This window comes from Burkholderia sp. L27(2015), from assembly GCF_009765705.1.
In the GTDB taxonomy this organism is placed as follows: domain Bacteria; phylum Pseudomonadota; class Gammaproteobacteria; order Burkholderiales; family Burkholderiaceae; genus LMUX01.
The window spans coordinates 75781-95348 of the sequence record NZ_LMUX01000027.1; the positions used below are offsets into that span (position 1 = coordinate 75781).

Sequence of the window (19568 nt, forward strand, 5' to 3'; positions counted from 1 at the left end):
CCATGCGTATCGCAAGCAGTACCATTTTCGAAACGGGCTTGGCCGGCATCCTGAACCAACAGTCTCAGATAGCCGCGCTCCAAGCCCAGGAAAGCAGCTCGTTGAGCGTCAATGTTCCCTCTGACAACCCGACGGCTGCAGCGGCTGCAGTCGGCGTGCAGCAGGCGGAGTCGCTGAACACGCAATTCGCGGCCAACCAGGCCTCGGCCACCAACAGCCTGAACCTGGAAAGCTCGACGCTGACCTCGATCTCGAAGACCATCGGTTCGATTCAGCAGGAGCTCGTCGCGGCCGGCGAACCCGGTCTGACCGACGCCTCGCGCAGCACCATTGCCGGGGAAATCCAGACGAACGAGCAGCAACTGGTGAGCCTGGGCAATACCCAGGACGCGCAAGGCAACTATATTTTCGGTGGTTTCGAGACGAACACGCCGCCGTTCACCGTCGCCGCCGACGGCACAGTGAACTATTCCGGTGATAACGGACAATTGCTGGCGCAAGTGGGCAACACCCGCAGCATCGCCACCAACGATCCCGGCAGCGCCGTTTTCTTCGGTACGGCGCCCGGTACGAATACGGCGATTGCCTATGCGGGTGCCAACAACACGGGCGGCGCGACGGCGACCGCGGGCAACGGCGGGGGGGCGGTAGCGGTGACCAATTCGTCCGACCCTGCCAATGGGGACACGTTCCAGGTCACGTTCGGCGTGGATGCCACCGGCAACCCAACCTATACCGTGCAAGACCTGACCACCAACCAGCCGGTGCCGGCGGGTCCCGTGACGCCGCAGCCCTATACCTCCGGAACCGCGATCAACCTCGGTGGTGAGACGCTCACGCTGTCGGGTACACCAGCGGCCGGGGACACGTTCACGGTCCGCCCGCCCCAAAGCGCCGGCTCGAACACCGTGCTCACGCCATCGACGAGCAACACCGGCACGGCCAGCGTCGGCTCGGTGGCGGTTCCGAACACGAACGCCTTGAGCAGTCTCCACAACTACTCGATTTCGTATTCGACCGCGACCAATCAGTACACGGTCACGGATACGAGCGCGACGCCGCCCACGACGTACAACGTTGCGCTGGGCACCGGCGCGCCGCCGTCAACGACCATCCCGCTGGGAGCAGGCCAGTCGGTTACGTTGAGCGGCACGCCGGCCAACGGTGACACCTTCAGCGTGACGCCGCCCGCAGCGCTCGGTACGGCATCGACCGCTACCGCCGGCGGCGCCAATACCGGAGGCGCGACCATCGGCGCTGTCACGACCTCGGTGCCGGTCAATGCGAGCAACCTCGATAACTATTCGGTCTCGTATTCGACGGGCACCAATCAGTTCACGGTGACCGACTCGAGCACCACGCCGCCGAGCGTGATTACCGTGCCGCTGGGGACGGGCACGCCGCCGGTGACCACGGTGCCGCTGGGCAACGATCAATCGGTGACGGTGACCGGCACGCCGGCCAACGGCGATTCGTTCACGAGCGCTCAGCAAAATGTCGGCAACAGCATTTTCGCGACCCTCAACACGATCGTGGCCGCATTGAAGCAGCCGGGCAGCGGCACGGTCAATGCGGCCGCATTGACCAATGCGCTGGCGACTGCGAGTTCGCAAATCGCCAATTCATTGAACGTTGTGCTCAACGTACAGGCAACGGTGGGCGCGCGCGGGCAGGAATTGCAGGCGCTCGCGACGGACAACACCGCGACGAGCACCGCGTTGCAGACCAACCTGAGCACGCTGACCAGCGACAATGTGGTGCAGACCGCCACGCAGATTCAGGAATTGATTACCTCGATGGAAGCGGCGGACAAGACCTTCGCACAGACTCAAAGCTTGACCTTGTTTTCGGTCATTCCCAACTAAGAACTAAGGAGGGGCACCGCCGAAGCCGCCCACGGTGGCCGAGATGGTGTCGTAAGCACGCTCCTGCAACTGCAGGATCAACGGCAGCATGCTGGGTAGGCTCAGGTCGAGCACGATTATGCCGGTGAGTAGCGTGATCGCGAATCCGACCTGATATACCCCGACCTGGGGCGCCGCGCGGTTCAAGATTCCCAGCGCCAGATTGGCCATCAATAGCGCGGCTACGAGCGGCAGCGCGAGCATCAAGCCGCCCGCAAAGATCGTGCTGCCCCAGGCCGACACGGTCTCCCATCCGCGGCCCCTGATCGGGTCGAGTGAGATAGGCAAGGTCGTGAACGTATCCATCAGTGCGGACAGCATGCGCAGGTGGCCGTTGACGCTGAGAAATATCAGCGTGCCGATCACGTTCAGGAGGTTCGCCAGCACTGCGGTGGCGCCACCGCGTGCGGTCGGCGTGATCAGTTGCGCAAAGCTCAAGCCCATTTGCAGGCCGGCAAATTCACCGGCCGCCTCGACCGCAGCAAACACCACCTGCATTACCATGCCGATCGATACACCGATCAGGACTTGTTGCGCGGCCACCAGCAGGCCCGCCGGCGAACCCACGCTGACATCGGGCATGGGTCCCAACGTGGGCGCGATGATGATGGTCAGCAGCGCACCCAGGCCGAGCTTCACTTGCACTGACACATTGGGCTGTCCGAATACGGGCGCTGTGGCCAGCAGTGAGAGGATGCGGAAAAACGGCCATAGATAGGCGCCGAGCAGCGCGTTCAACTGAGCCGACGTGAAGGAAAACATGGTGGTTGTCCTGGGCCTTATCTTGGCGATGCGGCGCGGCTTAGCCGGCGATGCCGGCCAGGCTGGTGAACAGCTTGCGCATGAAGTCGAGCATCACGCCAAGCATCCACGGACCCGCGATCACCAGCGTGATCAGCACCGCGAGTAGCTTGGGAATAAACACGAGCGTCGATTCGTTGATCTGCGTGGCCGCCTGGAACATTGCGATCAGCAGACCGACGATCAAAGCAATCAGCAAGGGCGGACCTGCCAGCGACAAGGAAACAATCATCGCCTGGTGCGCCAACGCCATGACATATTCGGGCGTCATGTGTAGAAGCTTTGCGCCAGCGAGCCGAGGATCAATTGCCAGCCATCGACCAGCACGAATAGCATCAGTTTGAACGGTAACGAGATAGTGGCCGGGGACACCATCATCATACCCATCGACATCAGGACCGACGCGACGACCAAGTCGATGATCAGGAAGGGAATGAAAATGGTGAAGCCGATCTGGAACGCGGTCTTTAATTCGCTGGTCGCGAAAGCCGGCACCAAAAGCCGGATCGGCACGTCCTCAGGTCCGTTCATCGCGGGTGCCTTGGCGATGCGGGCAAATAGCGCGAGGTCGGATTCGCGGGTCTGGCGCAGCATGAACTGTTTGAACGGCTGCAGGCCGCGATCGGCGGCTTGGTCCACGGTGATGGTGCCGTCCGACAGCGGTTTGTAGCCGTCGGTATAGGCCTTGTCCAGCACCGGCGACATCACGAAAAACGTCAGGAACAGCGCGAGACCCACCAATACCTGGTTGGGCGGCGTGGTTTGCAAGCCCATGGCCTGGCGCAGCAGTGACAAGACGATGATGATGCGCGTGAAGCTCGTCATCATCAGCAGCAGCGCCGGCAGGAACGACAGCATCGTCAGCACGAGCAGCGTTTGCACGCTCAGGCTGTAGTTCGTTCCGCCGTTGGCGCCCGGGGTGCTGTTAAAGGCGGCGATGCCGGAGGAAAGGGGTCCTGCGGTCTGGGCCCAGCTCAGGGCCGGGATGCTGAACAAGGTCAGAAAGGCGACAAGCGCAACCCAGGTGCGCAGGCTGGGGCGCTGGCTAGCGCTCGTGGCGGACCTGAAAAACATCAACGTGTCTCGCGCTCGGATCCGGCACCCGCGGCGCTGGAAGCCCGTTCGATTGGGCTGCCGAAGCGCTTGGCGAGTGAGTCGCGCAGGCGGTTCGAAAATAGGATGTTGCCACCGGGGGAGCCGGTCGCGCCGACTTCAGCTGAACCGGCCGGCACGGTATGCAAGGTGCTGACCTGACCGGGCGCCACGCCCAGCACGAGCCAGGTGCCAGCCACCTCGACCACCACCACGCGTTCCTTCTGCGTCAACATGACACCGCCGACGATCTTGACGACGCCGCGCGGCCCTTTGGCCTGCATGCCAAAACGGCGCGCGAACCAGGCGCAGCCGAACACCATCGCGAGCACCGCGACCAAACCGAGCATACCCTGGAGCATACCGCCGACGCCCAGCGAGGGCAGCGCGGTGCCGGCGCCGACGGCCGGAGTCACGAGCGTGCCGCTGGCGGCACGCGGCTCTGCGGCCAGTACTGCAGCGGACATGGCCCATGTGGAAACGCTCAGGCCAACGCCACACGCGAACCGCAACCACCCGCCCGCATACTTGAATCTCGTCATCAATACATCCCGCTGCCGGCCTCGGTCTCGTCCGAGCACCTCATCGATTGAGTTTCCGAATGCGTTCGGAAGGCGTGATGATATCGGTGAGACGGATCCCGAACTTGTCGTTGACCACCACCACTTCACCCTGCGCAATCAAGCAACCGTTGACCAACACATCCATCGGCTCGCCGGCCAGGCCGTCGAGTTCGACGACCGAACCTTGTGCAAGCTGCAGCAAGTTCTTGATCGCAATCTTGGTGCGGCCCAACTCGACCGTCATTTGCACCGGGATATCGAGGATCATGTCGATATCGTTCTTGGTGCCAGGGGCGGTAATGCCCGTCAACGGCTGGAACGCAGCGGGCGCCGGCGCTTCCGCTTCGGTCACGCTGGTCTGCTCGGCCATGGCGCTCGCCCAGTCGTCCAGGCCTGTTTCTGCTTCTTCACTCATCGTAGGCTTCCTAATTCGAGGCAGGTGGGCGGGTGGCGCGTGTCATTCGTCCACTCCATCGCGTGATCCGTCAGCCGCACTGATCATGCGTTGAACGCGCAGTGCGTACTGACCATTGAAAATTCCGTATCCGCATTCCATCACCGGCACTCCATCGACCTTGGCCACAACGGTCTCGGGTAAGTTCAGCGGTAGGACATCGCCGACCTGCATGTTCAGGATTTGCAGAAAATCGCTGGTGATTTCGGCAAGATCGACTTCCAGCTCGACATCGGCCGTCTGCACTTGCTGCGACAGCATGCGGATCCAGCGGCGGTCGACTTCGAGCGCTTCGCCCTGCAACGGGCTGGAGAGCAGGTCGCGGACCGGTTCGATCAGCGAGTACGGCATGCAGATGTTGAGCTGGCCGCCAACGGAGCCCAGTTCGATCGTGAAGGTGGTCACCACTACCACTTCGTTCGGTGTTGCGATGTTCGCGAACTGAGTGTGCATTTCGGCGCGCACGTATTCCAGTTCGATCGGATAAATCGGCTTCCACGACGCGGTGTAGTGCTCGAATATCAAATTGAGCAAACGCAGGATGATGCGCTGCTCGGTCGGCGTGAAATCGCGACCTTCGACCCGGGTGTGAAAGCGTCCATCGCCGCCGAACAAGTTGTCGACCACCAGGAACACCAGGTTGGGGTCGAACACGAACAGGGCCGTGCCGCGAAACGGTTTGATATGAACCAGGTTCAGGTTGGTCGGAACCGGCAGGTTGCGGATGAATTCGCTGTATTTCTGGACCTTGACGGGCCCGACCACGATTTCGGCCGTGCGCCGCATGAAACTGAATAACGCCGACCGCAACAAGCGCGCGAAGCGCTCATTGATGATTTCGAGCGTGGGCATGCGCCCGCGCACGATGCGCTCCTGGGTAGCCAGGTTGTACGGGCGAACGCCGTTCGCGTCGGTCTTGTCGACCGCCGCGTCCTGCTCGCCGTTGACACCCTTCAGTAGGGCATCGACCTCGTCTTGTGATAGGAACTCTTCGTGCGCCATTGCCCGCTCACTGCACCACGAAATCGGTGAACAAGACGTCGTTCACGTGCGTCACCGCGCCACCCGGAGAATACGGCGTCTCGATTTGCGCGCGAATTTCCTGCGCCAACGTGTTCTTGCCATCGAGCGACGTCAGGTCGGAAGGATGCTTGTTGGAAAGCAGGATCAAGATCCGACTACGGATTTCAGGCATGTGTTCCTTGAGGTCGTCTGCGGCAGACTGGTTGCTCAGTTTCAATGTGAGGCCCACATGTAAATAACGCTCGCCATCGTCGGACTGCAGATTCACGGTGAACGGATCAATCGCAAAGAACACCGGAGGCGGCAGCTTCTCCACGTGTTTCTCTGTGGCTTGGCTGTCATGCGGCATGAAAAAGAAATAATATGCCGCCGCGGCCCCGCCCAAGACTAAAAGTACTAAAAGTACCACCAGTAATACAACAATCAATTTTTTCTGGGGTGCCGCCGCAGCCACTGGCGCTGCTGGTTGACGACTCGCGCTGGTTGCCATGATGAAGCCTCAATCTTTCAAGGTGAATTTTCGCTAAAAACGCCGCTGGCGATTGCCCAAACAGAAGGGACAATTAGAGCCACCTCGCGCATTTATACGCCGTCACCGTCATATCGCTCACGCATTCGCGTTGCACAAACCACGGTAAACACGTTAACGGGCGAATTGACCCAGGCTTGAGGGTAGCGGGCGAAAATTTGATGCATCGCAAAAGCGGCATCGTTCCGCGTGCGACCCGCGCACGCAGAACCGGGGGCGTCCGCGTGGCGCGGACGCAGTACGAGAGCGGCCCGGGCGGCCGGCAGTGCCTTACACGAACGTATCCACGAGGCCTTGGCTGATGCGAGCCGGGGCTGCCGCACTGGTCGCCAGCGCGGCGGCTGCAGCCTCCGTCTGGGCCGTGCCCGAGCGACGCGAGCCGTTGCCGTTGTTTTGGTTAAACGCTTGTTGCTGAGCTGCACCGTCGCTCACGCTGGCGCTGCCCAGACCCATGCCGCCTGCCGCCAGTTGCTCGCGCAGCTTGGGTATGGCTTGCTCGACCGCGTCGCGCACGTGCTGGTGCTCGGACACGAACATCGCGTGGGCATGTGCGCCGCTCACCTGTAATACCACCTGCAGCGGCCCGAGATTGGGCGGGTTGAGGCTGAGCTGCGCGGTCTGTTGATGGTCGTTGGTCATGAAAACCACCTTGTTGCTCAACTCGCCCGCCCAGTTCGGGCTGCCCACAGGTGCCGTGATCGTGAATGCCGGATTGACGGCGGCGTCGGCCGAGGCGACCTGCGGGGTCGCGGTCGTGACGGCGGCTGCCGCCGCCGCGGCAGCCGCGACTGAGGCGGTGGCATCGGACTGGTTGGCCGGTTGTTGTTGTGCTGCCGCGACTTGTGCGGCCAAGGCGTTCAACGTGTTCTGGGACGCCTGCGCATCTTTGGACGCGCTCACGTCCGGGCTTGAGGACGCGACGCTGGTGTTGGCATCGCGGGTGTTGGCGTTGGCCTGACTCGCGCCCTCCTTGACGTCGCCCGAGGGGGGCGTGTTTTTGCCGCCAGCCGTCTGGGCGCCCAGCGTGAAACCTTTGGTCACGGACTTGTCGCCGATGCCCTCGTTGCCCGCGACCGGCTGCGCGGCCGGTTTGCTCGAAGCCGCGTTGGCTTCGAGGGCTTCCTTCGCCGCGGCGCTGTCGGCGGCGGTGGTCGTGGACGTGTTGGTCGCGTTGAGGGCTTCCTTATCGACCGATTTGCCGGTATTGGCGACGTGTACCGTGCGCGGTATCGCGGTGGCAGTACTGGCCACGGCGTTCAAAGCGGCAGTGACCGCCGCCGCGATAGGATCGTTTGCTGCGGCCGGGGGGAACAGCGATTTTGTGCCCGCGGTTGCGTGACCGGCTGCTTGAGTTGCGGCCTGTGTGGCTGCTTGAGTGGTTGCCTGAGTGGTTGCCTGAGCGTTCGGATTGGTGGCGGTGCTCGAATTTTGAGCCGTCTGGTGCGTGCCGTGCTCGTGGGCCTTGGCCGTCGTCGAACCGGTCGAATGGCCGTGAACGTGATGGTCGGCGGTTTGGGTCTGACCTTGCGAGTGCAGATGGAGCTTCCCGGTCGCCACGCTGGCCGACGCCGCGCCAGCGGCCGAACGGGCTTGCGCCGCGGCATTGGCCGACACGTTCGCAGCCTGCTGACCCATCGCTTGAGCCTGCGCTGCGGCTTGCTGCGCCACTTGCTCAGCCTGCAGCTTGCCCTGCTGCGCGGCGTTTTGCGCTGCGGCTATCGTGTCCTGCAGCGTTTGGCCGAAACTGGGTGCGTCGCTCGGAGTCGACGATGCAGTGCTCGTCGAGCTGCTGGGGGGTGTCGAGTTGACAATGCTATCGATCTGATTAGTCGGGTTCATTTTGTTTTCCGGTTGTCCTGTCTTTTCGTCTCAAGCACGCTATTCGAAGGCTAGGCCCGAGCGCCGCCGCATGGCCTTCGCGGCGAATTCGTCCGAGTCACGTTGCTCGATGCGGGCCACACGAACGTTCTCACGTTGCTTGGCGCGCTCCAGCAGGGTTTCATACGAATCGAGTTTCTGCTTCTTTTGCTGCCAGTCCGTGCGGGCCACCGCCAGGCGCCGCTCGACCGTTTCGATCGACAAGCGCTGCTGCGCCATCGCCACGTCCAGGGTGTCGATAAATTGATGAAAATTACGCCAGTGGGACGCATTCATGCCCCCTTGCGCCTCGGTGGCCAAGCGTCGCCGGTATTCATCGCGGTAATGCGCCAATGAATCGACCTGGCGCTTCGCTTCATCGCGCTGCTTTTGCAACAAGCCCAGATGGCGGGTCGACTCGTCCACGTCCGACTGGGCGAGATCGATCAAGGTGTTCAGCGGCAAATGTTCCATTATCGTGCGCTCCCGAGCGTGCGAACCATGGCGGCTATCCCTGGACGAGCGTCGCCAGTTGGGCGACGCTGGCAGCGTGATCGGACCGTTCGTTGATACGTTGCGTCAAGAAACCTTCAATTTTCGGATACAGCGCGATCGCGCGATCGAGCAAAGGATCGCGGCCTTGGGCATACGCGCCCACGTTGATCAAATCGCGGTTGCGCTGATAGCGCGACAGCATCTGCTTGAGCTGCCTGACCTTGTCGAACTGCGTTTGGTCGATCAGCGCAGTCATGGCGCGGCTGATGGACGCTTCGATGTCGATGGCGGGATAGTGCCCGGCTTCGGCCAAGGCACGCGATAGTACGATGTGACCGTCCAGGATCGCGCGCGCGGCATCGGCGATCGGATCCTGCTGGTCGTCGCCTTCGGTGAGCACGGTGTAGAACGCAGTGATCGACCCGCCGCCGGCCGGCCCGTTGCCGGTACGCTCGACCAGCATCGGCAGCTTGGCGAAGACCGAAGGCGGATAGCCCTTGGTGGCCGGGGGTTCCCCAATGGCCAGCGCGATCTCACGTTGCGCCATCGCGTAGCGGGTCAGCGAATCCATGATCAACAGCACGTTCAGGCCGCTATCGCGGAAGTTTTCGGCAAGCGAGGTCGCATAGGCTGCGCCCTGCATGCGCAGCAGCGGTGACACATCCGCAGGCGCGGCTACCACGACGGCGCGCGCCATGCCTTCTGTGCCGAGGATCTGTTCGATGAATTCCTTGACCTCACGACCGCGTTCGCCGATCAGGCCAACCACGATCACGTCCGCGCTGGTGTAGCGCGCCATCATGCCCAGCAGTACCGATTTGCCGACCCCGGAGCCGGCGAACAAGCCCATGCGCTGCCCGCGTCCCACGGTCAACAGCGCATTGATTGCGCGCACGCCAACGTCCAGCACTTCATGGATGGGTTCGCGCTGCAGCGGGTTGATGGTGGGCGCGGTCAGCGCGCCGCTTTCGTCGGTTTTGAGCGCACCGAGCCCGTCCAGCGGTTTGCCGGTCGCGTCGACCACGCGCCCCAGCATGCCCAGGCCTACGGGCAAGCGCTTGGCGCCGGCATGCGGGTCGACGATGGGGGCCGCTTCCAGCGCGAAAACCCGTGCACCCGGCAGCAGGCCCGATACCTCGGAGGTCGGCATCAGGAAGAGCCGGTCGCCGGAAAAGCCGACGACTTCGGCCTGTGCCATGCCCAGGGGGTTGCCCGGCGGCAGTTCGATCAAGCAGGCGCCGCCAACCGGGATGCGCACCCCCACGGCTTCAAGGACCAGGCCCGCGGCGCGGATCAGGCGCCCGCAGGCGCGGTGCGGAATCACTTTCGCGACGCCGAGGGACGCTGCGTCCAATACGCTATGCCAGCGCAGCGCGTGCACGTTGTCGGCCAGCGCTGGATCGCGTTCTATAGTGTAGGGCCGGTCGCGAACGGTGGCCGGCGCATCGAGATCGGAGGCCTGCGGTGTGCGTTCGGATCGTTCGGATTCGTCGCCGAGGTCAAGGTCGTCGCCGAGGTCGCCGTCGAGGTTGGCGTCGCGTTTTACGTCGGGTTTTACATCAAATTCGGCCGCATGTTCGACCTCAGGCTCGACGTCAAATTCGGCCTCGAGCTCTGCCTCAAGTTCGGCCACGGTGCTGCCGCTCAAGCTGTCCTGTTCGACCAGGCGCGTCCAGGCGTCAGCTTCTTCCGGCGGCGAGGAATGCGCGATGTCCAGCAGATCCTCGGCCTCGACAGTAGCCGGCGCAGCCATCGGCGGCGGCGTAGCCGAGCCCTTGGATGCGACGGTGGCGGTCGAGGCGGGCGTCATTCTAGAACGCGTCCTATCGCTGCTGCCACCCGCTCCCAGCGTGTGGGCAAGGTGGCATCGATTTCGCCGCTCACCGCGTGCGCGCGGCAACCGCCGCGCTCGACCGTGAGGTCGGCACGCACGGTCCAGCCTTCGGCAAGCAAATCGTCCTTGAGGTAAGCCTCCACCACCGGCAGGTCGGCCGGATTGACGAGCAGATGCGGTGCGCCGGTAAGCGTAGGTTCGGTGGCGATCACTTCGCGCGCCGCGGCCAGTATGACCGTAGGATCGATCACCACGTCCTGGCGCACCACTTGCCGGGCAATATCGAAGGCCAGCGCGACCAGATGTTCGGCCATTTCGGCGTCGACGCCGACCAGCGCGTGTTTGAACGATGCGGCGATGTGTTGCAACGATGCCGCTTGCGCCTCGGCTTCGGCCAGGCCCAACGCACGGCCCTGGTCGTAACCGGTTGCGTGTCCCGCTGCATGCCCCTCGATCAGTCCCGCCGCATAGCCTTCGTGATGCGCTTGTTCGCGCCGCTGTGCAAGCTCGCCCAAGTAGGGGTCCGGTATCTCGACCGGCGCCGGCGGCGCGGGAGGAACCGGGTCGAACGAAGCCATTTCCCAGCGCTCGTAGGCCGACAGGCGTTCCTTCGGGATATAGGGGCTGGCTTTCATCGCTGGGCGCTCCAGGCGAGAGTCCGGCCTCGGTCCTCAGGGCGGCGGAGCTTAAACATAAGCGTCGTCCGCCTTGCCGCCCAGTACGATTTCGCCGGCGTCCGAGAGCCGACGCACGATTTGCAAAATCTTCTTCTGTTCGCCCTCGACTTCTGAAACACGTACCGGACCGCGCGATTCGAGATCCTCGCGCAGCAGGTCCGCTGCACGTTGCGACATGTTCTTGAGGAATTTATCGCGCAGTTCCGGTCGCGCGCCTTTCAGCGCGATGATTAGCGACTCCGACTCGATGCCCTTGAGCAGCAACTGGATACCGCGATCGTCGACGTCGAGCAGGTTTTCGAACACGAACATCTGGTCGATGATCTTCTGCGCCAGCTCGGTGTCGTAGCCCTTGATGTTTTCGATGACCGACTCTTCATGCACGCTGCCCAGGAAGTTCAGGATTTCGGCTGTGGCGCGTATGCCGCCCATCGGGCTGCGCTTGATATTTTCGCTGCCCGAAAGCAGCTTGGTGAGCACGTCGTTCAATTCGCGCAAGGCGGTCGGCTGGATGCCGTCGAGCGTGGCAATGCGCAACACCACGTCATTACGCGTGCGCTCGGTAAAAAAGCCGATCACTTCGGAGGCTTGGTCGCGATCCAGGTGGACCAGGATCGTGGCGATGATCTGCGGATGTTCGTTGCGGATCAGCTCGGCCACCGCGGCCGAGTCCATCCACTTCAAGCCTTCGATGCCGCTGGTGTCGCCGCCTTGCAAGATCCGTTCGATCAGCCCCGCGGCCTTGTCGTTGCCCAGCGCCTTGGTCAACACCGCGCGGATGTAGTTGTCCGAGTCGACGCTCAGCGCGCCCAGCTGTTCGGCCTCGGTACAGAAGTCTTCAAGCACTTTTTCAAGCTCATCGCGTGACACGCCCTTCAGCGACGCCATGGCGGAGCCGATTTTCTGCACCTCGCGGGGTGCCAGAAATTTCAAGACCTCGGCCGCTTCATCCTCGCCGAGTGACATCAGCAGCAGCGCGCTGCGGTGGATTCCTTCAGCGTTCATCGGCCACCCAATTTTTTACCACGTTGGCGACCACTTTCGGGTCCTCCTTGGCGAGACTGCGCGCAGTCGTCAGATTTCGTTCAAACGAGGCGGATTTTTGCAGCTTGACGGTGTCGTCGAGCGAGGTGATGACCTCCGTGTTGATGCCGCTGGAGACCGCAAGCGCCGGCAAAGGCGGTTCGGGCGGCGTGAACAGGCGCCGCATGGTGGGACGCAGTACGCCGAAGAACACATACAGGCCGATCGCGCCCATCAACGCGTACTTCGCGCCGGTCTTGGCGTAATCGATGTTGTCCGGCTGCTTCCACCATGGCAGGTCGGAAATTGCGCGCTCGTCGTCGTTCGAGAACGTACTGTTCACGACATTGACCACGTCGCCGCGGCTCGCGTCAAAGCCGATCGCGTCTTTGACCAATTGCTCGGTCTGGGCCAGTTGGGCTGCGGTGAGCGGCTGCATGATGTGCTTGCCGGCGGGATTGACCTGCGGCAGATAGTTGACTACGACCGCCACGGACAGCCGCTTCACGCCACCGATCCCCTGCGCGGTATGAAGGATGGTTTTGTTGACTTCGTAATTGGTGGTGACGTCGTGCCGGATGCTGGTCGGCGGGATGATCGTCGCGCTGGCGCCGCTCGCGCCGCTCGCTACGGCCGGCGTGGAAATCGGTGCGCTGGCCGGTTGCGGCGGTGCATTCGAAAGCGCGCCGGGCACGCCCCCGGAGTGTGCGCCGACATCCGAGGCTTCGCTGATCTGCTCGCTGCGCAAGGTGGCGGAAGCGGGGGTGGGGTTAGGCGTGAAGGTCTCGGCGGTCTGCTCGGTATGCGAAAAATCGACATCCGCGCTGACCTGCGAGCGCACATTGCCACTGCCGTACAGCGGCGTCAGGATGGATTGCACCCGTTGCTGCGTATCGTATTCGACCTGCTTGACGTACTTGAGCTGGGTGGCGTCGAGGTCCCCGCTGGAAGAGGGCGACGTGAGCAAGTCGCCGGCCTGGTCGACGATCGTGACGTTCTTGCTCGACATATCAGGCACGCCGGACGCGACCATATGGGCGATCGCGCTCACTTGGCCGTCGTCGAGTATGCGTCCAGGATACAGATTGACCAGCACCGAGGCCGATGGGCTGCGCTGTTCGCGCACGAACACCGAGGGTTTCGGGATTGCCAGATGAACGCGGGCGGCCTGCACGGCGCCGATCGAGCTGATGGTGCGTTCGAGCTCGCCTTCCAGGGCGCGCTGATAGTTGATTTGTTCGGCGAATTCGCTAATGCCGAACTTCTGGCCGTCCATCAACTCGAACCCGACCGAGCCGCCTTTGGGCAGCCCCTGCTGCGCGAGGCGCAGCCGGGCGTCGTTGACCGCGGTCGAGGGAACCAGAATGGCGCCGCCGTTGTCGGAGAACTTGTACGGCACGTTCATCTGCTGCAAGGACGTGATGATGGCGCCGCCGTCCCGATCCGTCAGGTTGGCGTACAGCACTTTATAGTCGGGTTGACGGCTCCACAGCACCAGCACGATCAAGATCGCGATCGCGACCGCCGCGGTGATGATCAGCGGCACGCGCGGGTTGCTGCGCAGTTGTTGCACCAAAGACGGCTTGGCGGCGCTTGCTATGAGACTTCCTGCACCAGGCAGCAGCGATTGTGCGTCGCTCATCGAATGCCTCGGCGGTGCATGTCGTCAGCTTTCAATAGGTTGGCGAAGATGGCGCTAGCCACGGTTTTGCTCTCCGAATCCGGTTCAGGCGGTGTGCCCATGGGACAAAATAGGGCACGCACACTCCCTGCATCCTCCTGATTATCAGTTCGAGAGTCACCGCTTAATCACGCGAAAAGAGCCTAGTTTTCACGTCTATCCTCACTGTAGAGTTGGTGCGGCCGGTGCTATCGTGTGCTTCAATCGCAATAATCCCGGGTGATTCCGCTTTTCGGGCAGCAGCGTAACAGGAGAAACCATGGTTCCGAGTATCAATCCGATGGCGTCGGTGCTGCAGGAAATGCAATCGATGGCGGGACAGGCCGATGGCCCGGATGCCACCGCCGCCGCAGGAGCCGCAAACAGCGCTTCCAGCGGGGGCACGTTCGCCAGCATGCTGCAGGACTCGCTGGCGAAAGTCAGTCAAGCGCAGCAAAACGCAGGGGCCGAGGGCCAAGCGTTTGAGCTCGGCTCGCCCAATGTCGCTCTCAATGACGTCATGTTGGACGGGCAGAAGGCGAATATCGAATTTCAAACCGCGCTTCAGGTGCGCAACAAGCTGGTGACGGCTTACAACGACGTCATGCAGATGAGCGTTTAGGCGGGGGCTTGAAAGCCGGGGCAGGCGCGGGGTCGGCGTCGTCTTTGCCGGCTTCGAGCTGATACAGCCACGCCAGTAGTTCGGCTACGGCTTGATACAGCAGCGGGGGGATCTGACTATCCAGGTTCACCTGCATCAGCAGCGACACCATCTCCGGCGATTCGTGCACGAATAGGCCTTCTTCACGTGCGCGCCGCACGATCATCTCGGCGACCAGCCCATATCCTTTAGCCACCACGCGCGGCGTTTGCTCGCGGCTGTCGGCGTCGTACTTGAGCGCAACTGCGCTGCGTCGGGTGTCGTCGCTCATGACGTGTGTGGCCCAGGTAGGCGCAAGGTTGCGGGTGCCGCGTCAGGCGCGGTGCGCTCGCCGGCGGCGGGGGTCCCCGTTTCTGCTGTCTGTACCGTGGCTGCCGTGTCTACCGTGGCCGCGGTCGTGGCGCTGCGCGTTTGCAGCACCTGGAACGCGCGCAAATCGAGTCCGGCCGCGGCCGCCCGGCGCCGAAAATCGGCACTGCCGTTGATCAGCATCGCAGCACCGGATGGCGCGGCCTTGATGCGCGCGCTCAGTTGTTGCGAGTTCAGCGAAAGCTCCGCGTCGACGCGGCCCAGCAAAGGCAGTTCGATCGAGATTCGGGTGCGCCACGTGGTGCCCTCGGCGCTGTCCGATGCACCGCCGTCATGGGCGCGGCGCTCGATTTCCCAGTCCATCGGCGTACCGGGCCAGGCCTCGCCCGCCCAGCGGAATTGCCCCTCCGATAGCACCTCGAGTTGCTGCCGCACCAGGGGCAGCAATTGCGGATTGACCACGATAGTCGCGGCGGCGTTTGCATTGTTGGCTTGGGCCGAGTTGCTCGCCGTGGCGCTGTCTGCCGTGAGACTCTGCGCAAGCGCGCTCGATGGCGCCCCACCGCGCGCACTTGCCGCCAGATTTCCACCCATCAAGGTACTCGCTAGCGTAGCCGTGAGCCGACTGGCCAATCCCGACGTATCGGGCGAAGGCTGACTCTGCGCTTGAGGCTGCGTGGGCGTTGCGGGGGCGGAGGTGGTCACTTGCGCTTGCGGTTCTTCCAGCATGTCCGCCAAACTGCGGTTGCCGACCAGCCACTGTGCCAGATGCGACTCGTAGAACAGGCCGCTCGATTCGACGCTCTGCTGTAACGCGCTGGCCAGTGCCACGACCAAGGGTTCGACTGCGCCTGCCGACACCCCCGCCAGCGCACTGGTGGCGAGCGGGTTGTTGGTAGCAGCGCCGGTATTGCTCAGCGCTGTCGTGCTGTTGAGTGCCGTGGTGCTGCTCAGCGTGGCGGCGTTACCTAGGCCGTTGGCGGCATTGAGCGCTGCGGCGGGATTCTGGGTGGCGGTATTGCCGAGCAGCGCTTGCCCTAGCTCATTGAGCAGCGTGGTGGTCACTGCGGCGTTCGAGGTACCCGCCAAATCGACGAGTGCAGCGGCGGTTTGCACGAGGACGCTGGGTTGGCCGGGCGGTGTCGCGATCAGCGGCACGGGGCTGACGACCGGGCCGGGCGGCGCGGTATCGGAGCGCAGGATCGCGTCGACGGCCAGCGCCGTAGTGCTCAGCGTGGCCTCGGCCGAGTTGGGTGGGCTCGCCGGGTTCGCGGCGTTGGCAGCCGTGTTCGCAGCCGATGGACTCTGGAGGCCCGTTTGCTGGGCCGTACCGGTTTGCGTGGCCGTCGATGTGCCGCTCGCCACCGCGCTCAATACACTATCGAGACGGCTGGCGAGGGTGGAAGCAATGATCGGGTCTAGCCCGCTCATGATGACGACCTAAGTTAAGTTAAGTGATGATGTTGTATGCCATGTCGGCTGGGTGGCGGCTCGCTTGCGAGCGCGTGCCTGAGTTCACCATAAGCTCACCCGAAGCACGCACCTACCGGCGCGATTTTCCGCCGTACATCTCGGTGAGCGCGTGGGTTTGGCGGTTACTCGCCAGCAGCGCGGACAAGCGTGCCAGACGCGGCATGGCGAGTTCGCGAATAACCGCATCGTCCAACAAGATCCGGCGTATCAGGTCATGCTTGCGAGCTCGCTCGTGCTCACTGAGCACAAAGGTCGCGTCGACCGGGCGCAGCCGATCCACCAACGCAGAATAGTCTTTCTGCAATTCGATCAATACAGTCCATTGATCTTCGCGCGCCGCTGCCAACATTTTCGAAACGACCTTGGCGATCTCTTCGTAGCATTCGAATAGTTGAGCGACGGATTGCATATTAGAAGTTGAACGAGGGCGACGACAAGCGCGTATTTTGTACTGGGCTTTTCGGCGCCGCTTCCGGATCGATGGCGGTCCAACCTTCTTCGATCGTCGCCAGCAGCCCATCGACTTCGAGCAACATGGTCGGATCGTTCTTCAGATTGGCTTCGAGCAAGCGGCGTGTCATGTAATCGTAAAGGGAATTCAGCTTGCGCGCGAGATCGCCGCCTTGCTCGAGATTGAGCGACTGCTGCAGGCCACCACCGATGATAGTGATCGCGTGCGACAACGCTTTACCCTTTTCCATGAAATCCTTGCGCTCCATGTGCACCCGGCCGATGGAAATGGCGCGGCGCGCACCTTGGAACAGCAGCGCGATCAGCCCGTGCGGCGAGGCACCGTTGACTCCCGATTCGAGACCCACGCGTGCGTAAGCGCTCGCGCCAAAATTCTTCGATGGGTACATGATTCCCTCTTGTCTGTGAGTGCCCGAGGCTTAAATTGCGCGGATTATCAAACGATCTGCCTATACGCGCTCAGCGGACATTAGTTTAGCCGCTCGTCGTGGTCGGATTAAAGGTTTGTTGCAGAAAACTCGATTGATTCTGCAAAGCCGCCAATGTTGCATCGAGTGCTGAAAATTCAGCTTGCAATTGTTGCTGTTGACTGGTGATAAATGCCTGGGTGGCGGTTTCCTGCGTGTTCAGCGCCGTAATCTGATTATTCAGATTGGTGGTGGCAGCCGCGATCGGGCCGGTGCTGGCGAGTGCACTGGTCAGGGCCGTATTGAGCTGGGCCGCATAGCCTTGCGAAAAATTGATCGTGCCGACATTGCCCGTACCGCCGCCCGCTACCTGGATCTCCAGGCCATCCACTGCGGTGCCTTTATTGCCGGTAAGGGTTTGACCTTGGCCGGTTGCCGCGATACCGCCTATGGTTCCCTGCACGTCGGTGCCGGCCGTGACGGTCGCGCCGCCGCTGCCGAACAGCGTGGTATCGGCATCGCCCGAAACCTTGATGGTTGCTGCCGAGCCGAAATCGGTGCCGGCGATCGACAGCTCACCGGCGCTATTGATACTCACATTGGCAGCGAGTCCGCCGGTCTGGAAGGTCGTGTTGCTGTTGATCAAGCCTTGCAATTCGGATGCGAGACTGCTGGGCGAATAGGTTCCAGCCGGAATGGTCACGCTTGCATTGACGCCGTCGAGCGAAACGCTCAACGACGTAGGGCTGGCAAAATTGGTGGTGCTGCCCAACGCAGTCGTACCGACGGCCGAGGCGCTCGTCGCCTGGTGCGTCACATTCACGGCGTACGAACCCTGCTGCGCGGCGGAGCCGGCGACAAGATAGGTCAGGTTGCTGCTGGTGGAGCTACCCGAGGTCGCAAATAACGAGGTGATGGCGGCCGGATTGGCGGCAAGCGCGGCGCTGAGCACCGAGTCGGCCACGCTTAGCGTGCCGTCGGCGTTCAACGTAACGCCAACACTGGCCAGCGTGGTCAAGCCACCCTTGCCGGTACCGGTCAGCGCACTGGCCAGGATGCTCTGCAGCGAACTCTGCACGTTCAGCGTGGTGGAGTCGCCGATCAGCGGACCATTCGTGCCGCCCGTCGCCGCATTGAAGGCCGTGAGCGACGAAATCTCGGTTTGCAGCACGTTATATGCCGACACGAAAGCGTCGATGTTCTTCTGTGTGCTCGTGTTGTCCTGCGCGACGGTAAGCGTGGTGGTACCGGTTGCCGTGAGCGTTAGCGACAAGTCCGGTATGGATGCCGTGATCGAGTTCGTCGGACTGGTCACGCTCACGCCGTTGATCGTCAACGCCGCGTCCTGACCTGCCACCGTTTCTGTTGGACCGGTCGTCGTGCCGGTCGCAGGAGGATACGTCAACAGCGAGGAAATGCCGGAGTCGCCGCTGACACTGATATGCACCGCTTGCGACGCGCCGCTCGCAGACGTAATGACCAGTTGGGACGTGCTGCCGTTGTTGACGATTTGAGCCGTGACGCCATTCAGGTTGGTCGCGCTATTGATCGCGTCCCTGATCCCCTGCAGCGTGTCGTTGGAGCTGTCGATCGTGATGCTGCCGGCCGCGAGTGCGGGATTGGCCGTGAACGACGCGGGGCTGGTGCTTGTGGCCGCGGTTTCAGTGCCGAACGAAAACGTCACCGTGGACGAACTGGTGCCGGTCGCCAGCGAAGTCGATTGACTCGCTTGCCCCGCCGTCGCAATCGATTGCGCTTGCGCCAGGGCGGTGACATCGATGGTTTCGTTGCCGAGCAGGGCACCGGGGACGGCCGTTGCCGACAATACCGAGGTATTGCTGGACGTGGCGGTCAGCGCGCCGAATTCGGTGGGCAGCGTGAGTTGCTGCACAGCATCCTGGAACGTCGATAAGGCCAGTGAAAGCGAGCCGTATGCCGTTATCTCGGTGTTGATGCCGGTGACCTGATTCTGCAGGTTGACCAGCGGAATACTGTCGATATTGAGCAGTCCAGCCAGAATTGCGCTGATCGGCAGGGTGGTGCCGATGCCGAGCTGCGCAATGATCGAGGCCGGTGTCGCCGTTGACGTCGATGAAGGCGCTACGGAAGAGCCGCCTGAGTTACCCGAACTCGGTGGAACTGACCCAACGCTCATATTTACCCCTACGCTGTCTATATTCGCGGAAAACCCGCAATGCCCATCATGCGATGGTGCACATAGTATTCGGTACTGCTGCTTCGGGTCGGCATTACTGCTCGCCCAGTGTGAAACCCCCGGTATTCTACCGAGGGCTTAAGTTCTTGCATCTGCTTTTTGCGGCAAGCGTGGCAAATT

The 19568-nt window shown here is 62.4% G+C and carries 20 protein-coding genes; 2 read left to right on the forward strand and 18 right to left on the reverse strand.

Going from position 1 to position 19568, the window contains the following annotated elements:
* The first annotated feature begins 2 nt into the window (after positions 1-2).
* Positions 3-1865 carry a flagellar hook-associated protein FlgL gene (gene flgL / locus GSQ77_RS28090; protein WP_158907279.1) on the forward strand — a complete coding sequence of 621 codons (1863 nt, stop codon included), beginning with the start codon at positions 3-5 and terminating at the stop codon, positions 1863-1865.
* Between the two features lie 3 nt (positions 1866-1868).
* Here the strand turns inward: flgL and fliR are convergent, their stop codons facing one another.
* The 13 genes from fliR to fliF all read right to left on the reverse strand — a co-directional run bounded on the left by fliR (position 1869) and on the right by fliF (position 13894).
* Entirely contained in the window at positions 1869-2666 is a 798-nt protein-coding gene (fliR, locus tag GSQ77_RS28095) for a flagellar biosynthetic protein FliR (RefSeq protein WP_158907281.1), read from the reverse strand.
* Positions 2667-2706: 40 nt separating this feature from the next.
* A complete protein-coding gene (fliQ, locus tag GSQ77_RS28100) occupies positions 2707-2976 on the reverse strand; it encodes a flagellar biosynthesis protein FliQ (RefSeq protein ID WP_158907283.1) in 270 nt (89 codons plus the stop codon).
* A complete protein-coding gene (fliP, locus tag GSQ77_RS28105; protein WP_158907285.1) occupies positions 2973-3779 on the reverse strand; it encodes a flagellar type III secretion system pore protein FliP in 807 nt (268 codons plus the stop codon). The genes fliQ and fliP overlap by 4 nt, the downstream gene beginning before the upstream one ends.
* On the reverse strand, positions 3779-4339 hold the full coding sequence (gene fliO / locus GSQ77_RS28110) for a flagellar biosynthetic protein FliO (RefSeq protein ID WP_254067865.1): 561 nt from the start codon (positions 4337-4339) through the stop codon (positions 3779-3781). Before fliO ends, fliP begins: the two co-directional genes overlap by 1 nt.
* A gap of 40 nt (positions 4340-4379) precedes the next feature.
* Positions 4380-4775, reverse strand: coding sequence for a flagellar motor switch protein FliN (gene fliN / locus GSQ77_RS28115; RefSeq protein ID WP_158907287.1), 396 nt, complete (start codon positions 4773-4775; stop codon positions 4380-4382).
* Positions 4776-4817: 42 nt separating this feature from the next.
* On the reverse strand, positions 4818-5816 hold the full coding sequence (fliM, locus tag GSQ77_RS28120) for a flagellar motor switch protein FliM (RefSeq protein WP_158907289.1): 999 nt from the start codon (positions 5814-5816) through the stop codon (positions 4818-4820).
* 7 nt (positions 5817-5823) lie between these two features.
* Positions 5824-6327, reverse strand: coding sequence for a flagellar basal body-associated protein FliL (gene fliL / locus GSQ77_RS28125; protein ID WP_158907291.1), 504 nt, complete (start codon positions 6325-6327; stop codon positions 5824-5826).
* A 309-nt stretch (positions 6328-6636) separates the two neighbouring features.
* Positions 6637-8205: a flagellar hook-length control protein FliK gene (locus tag GSQ77_RS28130; protein ID WP_158907293.1), complete on the reverse strand. Its 1569-nt coding sequence runs from the start codon at positions 8203-8205 to the stop codon at positions 6637-6639.
* Between the two features lie 39 nt (positions 8206-8244).
* Positions 8245-8697, reverse strand: coding sequence for a flagellar export protein FliJ (gene fliJ / locus GSQ77_RS28135; RefSeq protein WP_158907295.1), 453 nt, complete (start codon positions 8695-8697; stop codon positions 8245-8247).
* Between the two features lie 34 nt (positions 8698-8731).
* Entirely contained in the window at positions 8732-10528 is a 1797-nt protein-coding gene (fliI, locus tag GSQ77_RS28140; RefSeq protein ID WP_254067866.1) for a flagellar protein export ATPase FliI, read from the reverse strand.
* Complete coding sequence (gene fliH, locus GSQ77_RS28145; RefSeq protein WP_158907297.1) at positions 10525-11187, reverse strand: flagellar assembly protein FliH; 663 nt, start codon at positions 11185-11187, stop codon at positions 10525-10527. The genes fliI and fliH overlap by 4 nt, the downstream gene beginning before the upstream one ends.
* Before the next feature lie 51 nt (positions 11188-11238).
* Entirely contained in the window at positions 11239-12234 is a 996-nt protein-coding gene (gene fliG / locus GSQ77_RS28150; RefSeq protein WP_158907299.1) for a flagellar motor switch protein FliG, read from the reverse strand.
* Positions 12224-13894, reverse strand: a complete 1671-nt coding sequence (gene fliF / locus GSQ77_RS28155; protein WP_158907301.1) for a flagellar basal-body MS-ring/collar protein FliF — start codon at positions 13892-13894, stop codon at positions 12224-12226. The genes fliG and fliF overlap by 11 nt, the downstream gene beginning before the upstream one ends.
* A gap of 298 nt (positions 13895-14192) precedes the next feature.
* Between fliF and fliE the strand changes: the two genes are divergently transcribed.
* On the forward strand, positions 14193-14534 hold the full coding sequence (gene fliE / locus GSQ77_RS28160; RefSeq protein WP_158907303.1) for a flagellar hook-basal body complex protein FliE: 342 nt from the start codon (positions 14193-14195) through the stop codon (positions 14532-14534).
* On the opposite strand, the gene GSQ77_RS28165 is transcribed toward fliE, so the two are convergent.
* The 5 genes from GSQ77_RS28165 to fliD all read right to left on the reverse strand — a co-directional run bounded on the left by GSQ77_RS28165 (position 14515) and on the right by fliD (position 19388).
* Positions 14515-14844 carry an EscU/YscU/HrcU family type III secretion system export apparatus switch protein gene (locus GSQ77_RS28165; RefSeq protein WP_158907305.1) on the reverse strand — a complete coding sequence of 110 codons (330 nt, stop codon included), beginning with the start codon at positions 14842-14844 and terminating at the stop codon, positions 14515-14517. The two genes, fliE and GSQ77_RS28165, sit on opposite strands and share 20 nt — an antisense overlap.
* Entirely contained in the window at positions 14841-16313 is a 1473-nt protein-coding gene (locus GSQ77_RS28170; protein ID WP_158907307.1) for a flagellar hook-length control protein FliK, read from the reverse strand. The genes GSQ77_RS28165 and GSQ77_RS28170 overlap by 4 nt, the downstream gene beginning before the upstream one ends.
* A gap of 112 nt (positions 16314-16425) precedes the next feature.
* On the reverse strand, positions 16426-16764 hold the full coding sequence (locus GSQ77_RS28175) for a flagellar protein FliT (RefSeq protein WP_158907309.1): 339 nt from the start codon (positions 16762-16764) through the stop codon (positions 16426-16428).
* Between the two features lies 1 nt (position 16765).
* The gene (gene fliS / locus GSQ77_RS28180) at positions 16766-17215 is read right to left on the reverse strand and encodes a flagellar export chaperone FliS (protein WP_158907311.1); all 450 of its coding nucleotides are present in this window, start codon (positions 17213-17215) and stop codon (positions 16766-16768) included.
* Between the two features lie 85 nt (positions 17216-17300).
* The gene (gene fliD / locus GSQ77_RS28185) at positions 17301-19388 is read right to left on the reverse strand and encodes a flagellar filament capping protein FliD (RefSeq protein ID WP_158907313.1); all 2088 of its coding nucleotides are present in this window, start codon (positions 19386-19388) and stop codon (positions 17301-17303) included.
* Positions 19389-19568: the final 180 nt, after the last annotated feature.

What these genes read in the sequence shown, in the direction of transcription:
- fliI (WP_254067866.1), bottom strand. Translation starts at nt 10,528, where the DNA reads ATGACGCCCGCCTCGACCGCCACCGTCGCATCCAAGGGCTCGGCTACG.
- fliD (WP_158907313.1), bottom strand. Translation starts at nt 19,388, where the DNA reads ATGAGCGTTGGGTCAGTTCCACCGAGTTCGGGTAACTCAGGCGGCTCT.
- fliN (WP_158907287.1), bottom strand. Translation starts at nt 4,775, where the DNA reads ATGAGTGAAGAAGCAGAAACAGGCCTGGACGACTGGGCGAGCGCCATG.
- fliR (WP_158907281.1), bottom strand. Translation starts at nt 2,666, where the DNA reads ATGTTTTCCTTCACGTCGGCTCAGTTGAACGCGCTGCTCGGCGCCTAT.
- fliF (WP_158907301.1), bottom strand. Translation starts at nt 13,894, where the DNA reads ATGAGCGACGCACAATCGCTGCTGCCTGGTGCAGGAAGTCTCATAGCA.
- GSQ77_RS28170 (WP_158907307.1), bottom strand. Translation starts at nt 16,313, where the DNA reads ATGAGCGGGCTAGACCCGATCATTGCTTCCACCCTCGCCAGCCGTCTC.
- fliO (WP_254067865.1), bottom strand. Translation starts at nt 4,339, where the DNA reads ATGACGAGATTCAAGTATGCGGGCGGGTGGTTGCGGTTCGCGTGTGGC.
- fliJ (WP_158907295.1), bottom strand. Translation starts at nt 8,697, where the DNA reads ATGGAACATTTGCCGCTGAACACCTTGATCGATCTCGCCCAGTCGGAC.
- GSQ77_RS28175 (WP_158907309.1), bottom strand. Translation starts at nt 16,764, where the DNA reads ATGCAATCCGTCGCTCAACTATTCGAATGCTACGAAGAGATCGCCAAG.
- fliE (WP_158907303.1), top strand. Translation starts at nt 14,193, where the DNA reads ATGGTTCCGAGTATCAATCCGATGGCGTCGGTGCTGCAGGAAATGCAA.
- fliH (WP_158907297.1), bottom strand. Translation starts at nt 11,187, where the DNA reads ATGAAAGCCAGCCCCTATATCCCGAAGGAACGCCTGTCGGCCTACGAG.
- fliM (WP_158907289.1), bottom strand. Translation starts at nt 5,816, where the DNA reads ATGGCGCACGAAGAGTTCCTATCACAAGACGAGGTCGATGCCCTACTG.
- GSQ77_RS28130 (WP_158907293.1), bottom strand. Translation starts at nt 8,205, where the DNA reads ATGAACCCGACTAATCAGATCGATAGCATTGTCAACTCGACACCCCCC.
- fliS (WP_158907311.1), bottom strand. Translation starts at nt 17,215, where the DNA reads ATGTACCCATCGAAGAATTTTGGCGCGAGCGCTTACGCACGCGTGGGT.
- fliL (WP_158907291.1), bottom strand. Translation starts at nt 6,327, where the DNA reads ATGGCAACCAGCGCGAGTCGTCAACCAGCAGCGCCAGTGGCTGCGGCG.
- flgL (WP_158907279.1), top strand. Translation starts at nt 3, where the DNA reads ATGCGTATCGCAAGCAGTACCATTTTCGAAACGGGCTTGGCCGGCATC.
- GSQ77_RS28165 (WP_158907305.1), bottom strand. Translation starts at nt 14,844, where the DNA reads ATGAGCGACGACACCCGACGCAGCGCAGTTGCGCTCAAGTACGACGCC.
- fliQ (WP_158907283.1), bottom strand. Translation starts at nt 2,976, where the DNA reads ATGACGCCCGAATATGTCATGGCGTTGGCGCACCAGGCGATGATTGTT.
- fliG (WP_158907299.1), bottom strand. Translation starts at nt 12,234, where the DNA reads ATGAACGCTGAAGGAATCCACCGCAGCGCGCTGCTGCTGATGTCACTC.
- fliP (WP_158907285.1), bottom strand. Translation starts at nt 3,779, where the DNA reads ATGTTTTTCAGGTCCGCCACGAGCGCTAGCCAGCGCCCCAGCCTGCGC.